Origin of the sequence: Oculatella sp. LEGE 06141 (assembly GCF_015207605.1) — a bacterium.
Taxonomy (GTDB): Bacteria; Cyanobacteriota; Cyanobacteriia; order Elainellales; family Elainellaceae; genus Oculatella.
Genome location: NZ_JADEWO010000005.1, coordinates 24,017 through 36,620, shown reverse-complemented (window position 1 = coordinate 36,620; position 12,604 = coordinate 24,017). Strand labels below are relative to the sequence as shown.

8 protein-coding genes are annotated in these 12,604 nt (G+C 51.7%); 5 read left to right on the top strand and 3 right to left on the bottom strand.

Annotated features, from left to right (window positions below; genetic code table 11):
- Positions 1-58: 58 nt before the first annotated feature.
- The gene (locus tag IQ268_RS05410) at positions 59-232 is read right to left on the bottom strand and encodes a hypothetical protein (RefSeq protein ID WP_193876342.1); all 174 of its coding nucleotides are present in this window, start codon (positions 230-232) and stop codon (positions 59-61) included.
- 38 nt (positions 233-270) lie between these two features.
- Here IQ268_RS05410 and IQ268_RS05405 point away from each other — a divergent pair, with 38 nt between their 5' ends.
- From IQ268_RS05405 to IQ268_RS05385, 5 genes are all read left to right on the top strand, one after another.
- On the top strand, positions 271-627 hold the full coding sequence (locus tag IQ268_RS05405; RefSeq protein ID WP_193876340.1) for a YciI family protein: 357 nt from the start codon (positions 271-273) through the stop codon (positions 625-627).
- Between the two features lie 95 nt (positions 628-722).
- Positions 723-1,571: a YciI family protein gene (locus tag IQ268_RS05400; RefSeq protein ID WP_193876338.1), complete on the top strand. Its 849-nt coding sequence runs from the start codon at positions 723-725 to the stop codon at positions 1,569-1,571.
- A gap of 16 nt (positions 1,572-1,587) precedes the next feature.
- Positions 1,588-2,022 (top strand): VOC family protein, encoded by a 435-nt coding sequence (locus IQ268_RS05395; protein WP_193876336.1) that lies wholly within the window; start codon positions 1,588-1,590, stop codon positions 2,020-2,022.
- Positions 2,023-2,096: 74 nt separating this feature from the next.
- Positions 2,097-2,498 (top strand): VOC family protein, encoded by a 402-nt coding sequence (locus IQ268_RS05390; protein ID WP_193876334.1) that lies wholly within the window; start codon positions 2,097-2,099, stop codon positions 2,496-2,498.
- A gap of 38 nt (positions 2,499-2,536) precedes the next feature.
- Entirely contained in the window at positions 2,537-3,265 is a 729-nt protein-coding gene (locus tag IQ268_RS05385) for a DUF899 domain-containing protein (protein ID WP_193876332.1), read from the top strand.
- A gap of 177 nt (positions 3,266-3,442) precedes the next feature.
- On the opposite strand, the gene IQ268_RS05380 is transcribed toward IQ268_RS05385, so the two are convergent.
- Together IQ268_RS05380 and IQ268_RS05375 are read right to left on the bottom strand one after the other, a co-directional pair.
- Positions 3,443-9,127 carry a non-ribosomal peptide synthetase gene (locus IQ268_RS05380; RefSeq protein WP_193876330.1) on the bottom strand — a complete coding sequence of 1,895 codons (5,685 nt, stop codon included), beginning with the start codon at positions 9,125-9,127 and terminating at the stop codon, positions 3,443-3,445.
- On the bottom strand, positions 9,124-12,435 hold the full coding sequence (locus IQ268_RS05375) for a non-ribosomal peptide synthetase (protein WP_193876328.1): 3,312 nt from the start codon (positions 12,433-12,435) through the stop codon (positions 9,124-9,126). Before IQ268_RS05375 ends, IQ268_RS05380 begins: the two co-directional genes overlap by 4 nt.
- Positions 12,436-12,604: the final 169 nt, after the last annotated feature.

Sequence of the window (12,604 nt, the reverse complement as noted above, 5' to 3'; positions counted from 1 at the left end):
ACCTGACATAAAAAATGTTTGGCGAGATGTCGATTTGAGCCATTGCCGTTCGACTCACTTACAAAGAACCCAAGAGGATAGGGGCAATAAAGAACAATTGTACTAAATGATCGGGTTTTTTAGAGATGTCGATTTGAGCCATTGCCGTTCGGCTCACCTGCCAAGCAGTCCAGGCTCGATCGTAACGAATGGTTAAAAAAATTGGCGAGGTGTCGATTTGAGTCAGCGTCATTCGACTCATTGGCAAAGACCAAGAATAGAGGCAACCAGATGAAATACATGCTGCTGATTTACATGGACGAAAATGCCCTGAGCGAAACCGAGCGAGAGCATTGCTATGTAGAATCTGCCCAACTCGCACAAGAACTCAACGCAAAAGGGCAATATCTCGCCACCGCGCCACTGCACCCCGTTGCAACAGCAACCAGTGTTCGGGTGCGTGAGGGCAAATCGCTGGTGACTGATGGCCCGTTTGCCGAAACGCGCGAACAACTGGGTGGCTTTTTTCTAATTGATGCTCAGGATCTCGATGAAGCGATCGCGATCGCCGCCCAAATTCCAGGGGCACGAGCCGGGACAGTTGAAATTCGTCCTGTGATTGAAGTGGCGAGTTTACCCGAGCGTTAGGGGTGCTCGTTTTAGCTCAGCTCATTGTGCCAATTGTTCCCGTCCAACAGTTCAGATCCGTTACCTCACAACCTTAACCCCAAGGAGAGACTGCAATGCGATTTATGTTACTCATGATTCCCAAAGGCTACGAGAACGCAGACCCAGGCGCAATGCCGGATGCCAAAGCCGTTGAAGCCATGATGCAATACAACGAATCACTTCAACAAGCGGGCGTACTCATTACATTGGATGGGCTTCACCCTCCCTCAATGGGTGCGCGAGTGACATTCAATGAGGGAAAGCCAAACGTAACCGAAGGGATTTTTCCCGATGTGAAAGAGGTGCTGGGTGGCTACTGGATGATTCAGGTGAACTCGAAGCAGGAAGCGATTGAATGGGCATCCCGTTGTCCGGCTTCAGCCAATGAAACGATCGAAATCCGGCAAGTGCAAGAATTCGAAGATTTCCCTGAGGATGTGCAGCAAGTCGTAGACCAGTTCCCACTATCCGTTTCTCATGTTTCTAATAACGACGCTCACATTCGTCAACTGATTCGCGCTCAACAGCGAGCCATTTGTACCAAAGACGTGGATCAAATCATGTCTCGCTATGCCAATGAGGTCATTCTCTTTGATGTCAAACCTCCGTTCCAAACCAGGGGCAAAGACGCGGTTCGGCAAGTGTGGAAAGATGCTTTGCCTCACTTTCCAGACGCTTTCGAGATGGAAACCCGCGATCTCACGATAACCGTAAATGAGAACCTGGCGACGGCTCACTGGCTGTTTCGCTTTAAGGGAGAGCAAGACCATCCTGCAATGCAAATGTGGATGCGCGCTACCGCTGTTTGCCAGAAGAATCAGGACGATTGGCAGATTTTACATGAGCACATCTCTGTGCCCTTCGATCCAGCAACATCTCAAGCGGTCTTTAACCCTGAATCCGTAATGCAATCTGCGGAATGAACAACAGGAGGGCATCATGCAAATTAATTCTTACCTCATGTTCAATGGCAATTGTGAAGCAGCATTCAAGTTCTATGAGCAGTGTCTTGGCGGCAAGATCACCATGATGATGACGCACAAAGAGGCACCTTCAGCAGAACACATTCCCCCAGAGTGGCAGGACAAAATGATGCACGCCTGTCTTGAGCTGAGCGTTGGCGGAGCCGCTTCCTCAGAGAATCACCTTCTGATGGGGTCGGACAGTCCACCTGGATATTTTGAGACTCCCCAGGGCTTCTATGTGCAGATTAGCGTTGCTGAACCAGCCGAAGCAGAACGGATTTTTCATGCCTTAGCAGAAAACGGCACGGTAAAAATGCCGATAGAACCAACCTTCTGGTCTGTTCGCTTTGGCATGTTGATCGATCAGTTCGGGATACCGTGGATGGTCAACTGCGAACAGGTGGTCTGAGCCTTTTCAATCACCCTTTAACCTCCTCAACTTTGCTACTGATACATCGGCAACACATCACACCAGGAGAATCCATGAGTACTCAAATCTTTGTCAATCTTCCCGTTAACAATCTTCAGCAATCGATTGAGTTCTTTACGCAACTCGGCTTTCAGTTCAACCCCCAATTCACGGATGAAACGGCCACCTGCATGATTGTCTCCGAGACCATCTTCGTGATGCTCTTGACCCATGAGAAGTTCAAAACATTCACACCAAACGCCATCTGTGATGCCACAAAAAGTACCGAAGTGCTGACGTGTTTATCAACTGAAAGCCGAGAAGAAGTGGATGAACTGGTTCGTAAGGCGATCGCAGCAGGTGGCACAACGTACAGCGAACCCCAAGACCACGGGTTCATGTATGCACATGGGTTTCAAGATTTGGATGGTCACATTTGGGAACTGATCTACATGGAACCCAGCACAGGCAATTAATTAACCCAGCACAGGCAACTAATTAAAGGAGATGCACAATGATTAAGAACGAAATGGCACATCCAGAAATTGTTGACTCAAAGGAGTGGCTCACTGCTCGTAAAACACTGCTTGAACATGAGAAAGAATACACCAGGCACCGCGATCGCCTCAACGCCGAACGACGCAGGCTACCCATGATCAAACTTGAAAAGGACTATACCTTTGACGGGTCAAATGGTTCGGCTAAACTCATTGACCTGTTTGCGGGACGGACTCAACTGATCGTCTACCACTTCATGTTTGATCCAGAATGGGAGAAGGGCTGTATGGGGTGTACAGGCTATGTTGATGCTCTAGGCGACCTATCAATGCTGAGCGATCGCGACACTACCTTTGTACTGGTTTCCCGTGCCCCATTGCCCAAGCTTGAAGCCTACAAAACACTCAAAGGATGGACTGTTCCCTGGTATTCCTCCTTTGGCAGCGATTTCAATTACGACTTTCATGTCACGTTAGACGAAACCATTGCGCCCATTGAGTACAACTATCGAGACAAAGCTGAGTTAGAGAAACGCAACGGCCCCAACATGATGCAGGGTGAGAGCCACGGACTCAGCGTTTTCTTCCGCATTGGCGACGATGTTTTCCACATCTACTCGGCATATGCTCGTGGCGTTGAATCGCTCACTGATGCCTACAGCCTTCTCGATATGACTCCCTACGGACGGCAAGAAGACTTTGAAGATTCTCCTCCAGGTTGGCCTCAAAAGCCGACCTATGGATAGGAAGCGATCGCGACGCAGCACCTCACCTCTCATTATGACCGTGAACGTCTGATGAAGTAGGCCAGCCTGGAACAGGTGAAACTGAAGCAGATTGCCCCCATCTCCAAAACGTTGGGCATAGCCAATCTATGCCCAACGTTGTTTGTAGTTAAAGCTGAATGCAACTCTTGACTTCATTTACAACAGGTAGGGGCGAAGCTGTTGCGCCAGAGTTTGGACATGAGGTTGTTTTAGCAAAGAGAGATGATTGCCCGACACCTGATGTAGCTCAATGTCATCAGCCAACGTACTCCAGCCCAAGGTTGAGTCATGTCCAATGGCAGCAGCTTTTTCAGCGGCCTTAAACAATGTGATGCGATTGGGATAAGGGTGCGGCATATATCGATAGGCCGCCTGACTGTTGGCATAGACAATGCGTAGCAGAGGGGCGATCGCAGATTCATCTAATAGCTGTAAGCGCGTCTCTTCGGGAAGCCGCCGCACAATGGTAGACCACTGCCAGCGAGACAGCCAGGTTAAGGAACGAACTCGATTCGACGCGATCGCTCCATAGTCCAACAAAAACGGTAGCGTAGACCAGAGAGCGGTTCCCAGAAGAAACTTGAGGCTTTGTCCCAAAGACGGTGTGTTGCAGGGTGCGGGGGTATCAAGAATGGCCAGAAAACCAACGGACTGCCCTACCTGGGTTAGTTGCTGTGCCATCTCGAAGGCCACTAACCCACCAAACGACCATCCTCCCAAGAAGTAGGGGCCGTGGGGCTGGATGGTTTGAATGGCTCGAATATAGTAGGCGGCGATCGCTTCTATCTGGGTTAAGGGCGCATGTTTGCCGTCCAATCCCAGGGGTTGAAGTCCATAGAAACTGCGATCGCAATCTAAATGGTGCGCCAGTTCCAGGTAGGGAAACACGACTCCAAACATAGGATGCACACAGAAGAAAGGTTGCTTGCTTTTACCCAGCGTTAACGGAACCAGGGGCGATCGCGAGTCTATAGCCGCTGGCTTGGAAGTGGATGGATCAGCTTGAGGATTAACGTTGGCTTGATCGTTAACGTTAGCCAGCGTCGATCGTGGGCGACGGTGAGCCGATCGCTCTAACCGAACCAGTGGAGGGAGATTTGGGGTTGAAGGGGCAGCGCGCAGGGTTTCCAGAATGGGAGCCAGTTGGGCGATCGTGGGTGCGGCAAACACACGTTGCAACGGTAGTTCCAGACCAAGGGCATCGCGTATTCGGGATGCCATTTGCGTGGCTAACAGGGAATGCCCACCTAGCTCAAAAAAGTTATCATGAACGTTCACTGGCTTGAGCCGCAGGAGGTCTTGCCAAATATCAATGAGAGTAGATTCGGTTTGCGTGGCAGGTGCGATCGGTGTGCCGGAAGAGCGGCTGAAATCTTCACCTAGAGCTGGAAGAGCGTGGCGATCGACTTTACCATTGGCCGTTAAAGGAAGCGTTGCCAGGGGCACAAAGGCGGATGGCACCATATAGTCTGGTAAGGTTTGTTTCAAGCAGTGGCGCAGTTCAGGAATGAGGTGACGAGCAAATTGAGACTGTAACGGATCATTAGTGTAATGATTTTGGGCTGAACAGGGTTGATGAACCGACCAATCAACGGTTACATCAACTCCCTGCCGAATCAACAGCACATCATAGTCCCCTGTCTCGGTTGGGGTTGACCAGGTAATGTCTACGCTGTAGGGCAAAGTCGTCTCCAAATCCCACCAATTCTGTGGGTCGATCGCGAGTTCTGTGTCGTTCTGCAACCGCTCTCGCAGTCGTCCAACCGTTTTGGGCGCATCTTTGCTGTACAACCAGTTTGCCGTTTTGATCGCAGCATTGACTCGTCGGTTGGTCACATTCGTAATCAGGACTATCTCTGGTTTAGCCTCAATGAGATAGGTTTGAATCTCCTCGACTGTAATTGGCTGGCGTTTCCAATGATGTTGCGGAATTGAATAAGATGAGTGTGATACAGCATGGTTCGCTTCTGTCCGTTTATCTTTGATATGCAGCAAAACGTTGTAGCGAAACTGCGTCATTTCGTTTTGACCATGTCCCCGTGAGAGACGAATTTGTATCTGTTGCAGTTGGGGGAAGCGATCGCGCAGGGCATCAAAGAAGGCTGGAGCGATCGCCAGTTCGGGTTCTTCGAACTGGGAACGCTCCACCAGGTGCTGAAGCTGGGTGCGTTCCATACTGCCATCCGCCTGACCCAATTGCACCCAGGTATGAAAAGCGGTCAGCAACGGCAGACTTCGCACATCGCCAAGGAACAGAACGCCCCCCGGCGCGACAGCCTGCACGGCTTTCTCCAACACCTGCATTAAATAATCCTGGCTGGGAAAATATTGCACGATCGAATTCAAAATCACCACATCAAACGAGCTGGCATCAATGCCCTCAAAATCAGTTGCCATGCGGTGCAGCAGTGTAACGTGAGGCAGATCGAGCGTCTCTAATTGAGTCTGAATCGATTCTAAAGGAATCGTTGAGAAGTCTGTTCCCACATAGGTTTGACAATGGGGCGCAATTTGAAAGAGTAACAATCCAGTGCCGCAGCCAATTTCCAGCACTCGTTTAGGCTGAAGCGCGAGAATTTGCTGGACGCGATCGCTCACCCAGTCTTGCATTTGCTCTAACGGGATGGGTTCCCCCGTGTAGCTGCTGTTCCAGCCTGTAATGTTGAATTGAGGATTGGGGGGTGGAGCTTGATATGTTTGGTTATAAAGAGTTTGCCAGTGTTGAAGTTGTTGGGTTTGAAGCGGTTGCAGCACCGTTTGCTGAAACGGTTGGCGATCGCGTAACATCTTTGCAGGAGAATCGAGACTAAAGTAAGCGATCAGGCACATCTCGCTCAATGGCTGTTCAGAGGCCATTACAACCGCTGCTTCAATGGCTGGATGGCGTTGTAGCGTTGCTTCAATTTCGCCTAACTCTACGCGAAATCCCCGAATTTTAATCTGGTGATCGACTCGACCAAGAAACTCAATGGTGCCATCGTTGCGGTAATGGGCGCGATCGCCTGTCTTGTAGAGCAAGGGAGCCAGAACCGGAACAATGGGCGTTGGTAATTCTGCCCTATCTTCTAAAAAGGGATGTGCAATAAACCGCTCTGCTGTTAACTCAGGTTGATTGAGATAGCCACGGGCTAATCCTGCACCACCAATGTACAACTCGCCTGGAATACCAACCGGAACAGGATTTAGGCTGGCATCCAGAATATACACCTGAGTATTTTGGATGGGACGACCGATCGTGAGTGGAGGATCGCCGGGATGGAGTTCAGCAACGGTTGCCCAAATGGTAGCTTCTGTGGGGCCATAGGCGTTAAAGAAGTGACGATTTGCTGCCCAGCGATCGACCACTTGACTGGAGCAGGCTTCTCCACCCGTCACCAGTACCCGCAGGGCAGGTAGTTCCGCAGACGGAAGGACAGCCAGCACTGCCGGGGTGAGCAAAGCATGGGTAATGGCGTGATCATTGAGAAATTGCACCAGTGCCGTTCCCGGTAGCTGAGCCGAGCGGGGTGGAATATACAACGTGCCCCCAGAGCCGAACGCCAGCGCCATCTCAAAGACCGAGGCATCAAAACTGAGAGAACTGAATTGAAGAATTCGACTGTGGCAAGACGGCTGAAAGAGACGCTGCTGTGCCTCAACGACATTGCACAAACCGCGATGAGTTAGCAAAACGCCTTTAGGTGTGCCTGTGGAACCAGAGGTGTAAATGACATAGGCAAGATGCTCGGGAGTGACCGTATTGCTTTTAGTTTGGGCAGTGGGCGCTAACTCATGCGATTTCAATTGCGGCGGTAATGGTTGATCCAGGCAAAGTAGCGTCGCTGGCGATGCTGGTAGAGCTTCAACTAACCAGGACTGCGTTAGCAGAATTGAAACCTGCGTATCGCTCAACATAAAGTGAAGCCGATCGCTCGGATAGCTGGGGTCGAGGGGCACATAGGCTCCTCCGGCTTTGAGAATGCCTAAAATCCCAACCATCATGTCGGCAGAGCGATCGACACACAACCCAACCAGCGAGTCGGGTTGGACTCCCATTTGCCTCAAAACTTGCGCCAGCTCATCGGCTCGCTGGTTGAGTTCTTCATACGTGAGCGCTCCCTGTTCCGACACAATGGCGATCGCCTCTGGAGCCAGTTGCACCTGTGCTTCAACGATGTGATGGAAACACCGCTCGGTTCTGTTTTCTGTATGGGTCTGGTTCCACTCAACCACAAGCTGCTGCTGCTCTGCGGGTGTGAGCAGGGGCAGCTCTGACAGGCGAGCATCAGGATTGGCAACAATGCCCTCCAGTAAGGTCTGGAAATGTAGAACCAGGCGGTTAATTCTGTCGCGATCGAACAAATCGGTACTGTAGGAAATGAAGCCGCTTAAGCCTTCCTGAGATTGCCAGAGGCTTCGCAGTCCATGAGTGGGTTCCCACAGGTGAACCTCCAGATCAAACCGGGTACTGCCGGACTCCAATGGCATCGGTTCCAGCATCAATTCGGGTAGTTCTAACGACGGCATAGGAGCATTTTGTAGCGCCAGGGCAACCTGAAACAGCGGATTGCGGCTGAGATCGCGATCTGGATCTAATGCTTCTACTAACTTCTCGAACGGTAAATCTTGATGCTCATAGGCTTCCAGGGCAACATGCCGAACCCGCTCCAGCAACTCGCGAAAGGTAGGATTACCCGATAGGTTCGATCGCATCACCAGACTGTTCACAAAAAAGCCGATTAGCCCTTCCAGCTCACTCCGATGACGGTTAGCAATCGGAGAACCGACGGCGATGTCTTCCTGCCCGGTGTAACGATAAAGTAGGGTTTGAAAGGCTGCCAGCAGCGTCATAAACAGCGAGTTTCCTGCTTGCTGGCTGAGGGTTTCTAACGCCTGGGTTAGTGTTGGGGGAAGGTGCAGCAGGCAGGTTGCGCCCCGATAGGTTTGAACGGCAGGGCGAGGCCGATCGCTGGGCAGTTGCAGCACAGGCAACGCTTGTAGTTGTCGTTGCCAGTAAGCCAGTTGCTTTTCTAACACCTCTCCCTGCAACCAGTGGCGCTGCCAACTGGCAAAATCGGTGTATTGAATCGGTAAGGGTGGTAATCCGGGCGATCGCCCTTCAACAAACGCAGCGTAGAAAACCGCCAATTCGCGGATCAACACGCCAAGTGACCAACCATCGGCCACAATATGATGCATCGTTAACAGCAAAATCGCTGCGGTTGAGTCAAATTGCAGCAGCGTGACTCGCAGCAGCGGATCGGTCGTCAGGTTAAACGGACGTTGGGCTTCAGCTGTAGCTAACTGGTGGCAAATGCGATCGCGAGTTGCGAAGCGATCCAATGACACAGCATCGCTGGCCGCAATCGCTGGCAGATGCACCACCGACCACTCCAGAGCGACCTCAGGTTTAACCACTTGAACGGGCTGCCCATCAAGGGTTGTAAATTGGGTACGAAGAGCCGCATGACGGCGCAGAATTTCATCAAACGATCGCCGTAATGCCGTTTGGTCGAGTTTTCCGGTCAACCGAATCGCAGCCGGCACATTGTAGAAAGGGTTATCTGGCGTGAGTTGATACAAAAACCACAGCCGCTGCTGAGCAAAGGATAGGGGAAACACCGTTTCCTGTGCAGTGGGTTGCAAGGTCGAAGCGGGTTGAATCGACTGAGATTGCAAGTACGAAACCAGTTCGGCTTTACGCTCGACTAACTCCTGTCGCAATTCTGCTGTTAGCGTTCCTTCTGGCGCGGTACAGCGCAATCGGATTTCGTCCAAAGAAGCCTCTTCACCCTCAACAAACACCTGGACATCCAGCCGTTTGAGGTGGACAACGAACTCAGCGATCGACCTGTTTGTCATAATTCTATTTCCTCACGTCGTTGCGATGATGCCTGCCAGCGATGCATCAAGCGGTTGGAGTCGGTCTGGGTTGCGCCAGTTAGCGGTTCAATCTGTTGCGCCAGTTCTGCGATCGTTGGCGTTTCAAACACGCTGCGTAGCGGTAATTCCACCTGAAACCGATCGCGGATGCGTGAAACGAGCTGCGTCGCCAACAGGGAATGTCCACCCAGTTCAAAGAAATTATCGTGAATGCCTACTGTTCGCCCCAACAATTTGCTCCAAAGGTCTACCAAAGATGATTCCAGAGTGGTCGGGGCAACGGTGGGACGGCTTTCTGGCACAACGGCCACGGTGGGCGGCGGCAGTGCCTTTTGATCCACTTTGCCGTTGGCCGTGAGCGGAAGCGCATCCAACCCAACAAAGGCAGCAGGCAGCATGTAGATTGGCAGTTTGAGTTTGAGGAACGATCGCAATTCTCGCTCGGTTGGCACCACTGAGGCGGTGGGGACAATATAGGCAATCAACTGCTGCTCCCCTGGTACCGTCCCCCAGTTGGTATCCACCTCCCGCACCACCACTGCTGCCGCTTGAATCGCTGGATGTTGAGCGATCGCCGTTTCAATGTCGCCCAACTCCACCCGAAACCCGCGCAGCTTAATTTGATGGTCTGTGCGTCCCAAAAACTCAAGGTTGCCATCCGAACGGTAAAGGGCGCGATCGCCTGTCTTGTAAAGGCGTGAGGCAGAAGGGTGAAATGGATTAGAGACAAATCGCTCTGCTGTCAACTCAGGTTGGTTTAAATAGCCGTGTGCCAGCCCATCTCCACCCAAATAAATTTCGCCACTCACGCCTGCTGGAACTGGACGCAGATAGGCATCCAACAGATAAACCTGAGTATTGGCAATGGCCTGACCAATGGGAACCGTCGTGGCGTTCTCTGGAAGAGTCTGTACTTCATACCAGGTGGAAAATGTGGTGTTTTCGGTAGGGCCATATACATGCAGCAGATGGTGGGGCTTGCCGTGTTGCATAACGGATAGCACCCGATCGACATTCACCGTTTCGCCCCCAAACAGCACATAGTTGAGCGATCGAAAGGCATCAGGAACCTGGCTCACGGTCTGGTTAAACAACGCCGTTGTGAGAAACAGGATGCTGATCTGCTGCTGTCGCAACTCGCTGACAAAAGCAGCGGGTGATAGCGTTGTTTCCCGCTCAATGCCAATGAGTTGAGCACCATTCAGCAATGCACCCCAAACTTCAAAGGTTGCCGCATCAAACGCCAGGTTTGCCACCTGCGCGATGCGATCGCCCGGTTCGATGGAGACATAGTTCGTTTCGCACACCAGTCGATTGACGGCTCGGTGCGGCACCATCACTCCTTTGGGCGTTCCGGTTGAGCCGGAGGTATAAATCACATAGGCAAGCTGAGCAGCAGTGCCAGCAGCAGCCAGGTTCTCGGTTGATTCCTGGGCGATCGCGTTCCATTCTTGTTCCAGGCAAACCACCGTTGTTTTGCAACCTTGCAGGGCATCGAGCCAGCCTGCCTGTGTTAAAACCACCGTAATGCCCGCATCCTCCAGCATGAAGTGCAGCCGTTCTGGGGGGGAGTTGGGATCAATCGGCACGTAAGCGCCACCTGTTTTAAGAACAGCTAGCATGGCGGCGATCGGTTCGACTCCTCGTTCCAGGCAGATGCCAACGGGCATTTCAGCACCAATTCCCAACCGTTGCAAATACCGTGCCAGTTGATTGCTGCCTTGATTTAACGCCTCGTAGGTAAATGATTGAGCGCCAAACTTGAGGGCGATCGCCCCCGGTCTTTGCCTGACCTGTGCTTCAAACAGTTGATGAATACAAACCTGTGACGGATAGTTAGATTGCTGACCCTGCCACTGCTGTAATACCTCTCGCTGTTCTGCAACGGTTAGTAATGGCAGTGCCGAAACAGGCGTTTCTGGCGTTGCTACAATTCCTTCCAACAACGTCTCAAACTGATGCCGCAGGGATGTAATAATCGTTTCGTCAAATAAATCGGTGTTATAAACGACGACACCGCGCAACCCGTCCGAGTTCTGCCAGCCCTTGCCCCACAGGTTCCTAAAATTATCCGCGCACTTCCAGAGATATAGCTCCAGGTCAAAGCGTGAAGTCTTGGTTTCCAACTCTACCGGGCTGAGAACTAAGCCGGGTAATACCAGTTGTTGCATGGGTGTGTTTTGTAGCGCAAAAACCACTTGAAAAAGCGGATTTTGACCCAGGCTACGAACCGGCTGTAGCTCCACCACCAGTTTCTCAAATGGCAGATCTTGATGAGCATAGGCCGCTAAGGTTACGTCCCGCACCCGGTTCAACAACTCATGAAAGGTGGGATCACCCTCCAAATTGGTTCGCAACACCAGGCTGTTGACCAGAAATCCGATTAACCCCTCCAGTTCGCTGCGATGACGATTGGCAATGGGAGAGCCGATCGCAATATCGGTCTGCCCGGTGTAGCGATGCAATAACGTTTGAAAGGCTGCCAGCAGCGTCATAAACAGCGTTACCCCCGTCTGCTGGCTTAACGCCTCTAACGCATCTAACAACCGCTGCGGCAATTCCAGTAATTGACTGGCACCCTGATGCCCTTGCACTAACGGACGAGGCGCTGCACCGGGCAACTGGAGAACCGCAAGATCCTTTAACTGCTGTTTCCAGTAACGTAACTGGGTATTTAGTACCTCACCCTGCAACCCCTGCCACTGCCAGTGGGCAAAATCGGCATATTGAATCGGTAATTCTGGTAACGCAGCCGGTTTATCTTCCACTAATGCCGCATACAGTTCGCCTAACTCGCGGATCAAAACCCCGCTTGACCACTCATCAAAAATGATGTGATGCAGTGCCATCAGTAACCAATGTTCCGTGTCCTGCAATTGCCAGAGGCGGACTCGAAACAGCGGGCCTTGATTTAAGTGAAACGGTTGCTGAATCTCCTGCCAAATTTGCTCCAGAGCAGCATCTTCGCGGCTATGAGCGGGCGATGTCCGTAAATCGGTGAACTGGAGGGATACGGGTAGCTCTGGTGCGATCGCCTGCACCAACTGCCCATCCACCAGATCAAACGTAGTACGGAGGCTTTCGTGACGGCCAACGATCGCTTGCATACTTTGATGCAGGGGCGATCGCTGTAGCGAACCTGTGAGCCGGAAAACCAGTGGAATAACATAGAGAGAGTCTCCAGGCAGCAGTTGTTCAACAAACCACAAACGCTGTTGAGCAAACGAGGCTGGAAAAATAAAGACATCTTCCTCACCTCGCTCTTGATCCGGCTTCTCTGAAATCATTTACATCTGTATCTGGTTAACCTCACTTTGTTGTAAGGGAAACGGTGGCTCAAGGATTATGCTTTAAGGTAGATCTTGAAGGATTTAGGCAATCGTTTCGACGGGAATTTGCAACAGCAAAGGCTTGAAGCCCGTTGCTCATGACCAGCGAGACTTCGCCGTCATGGAT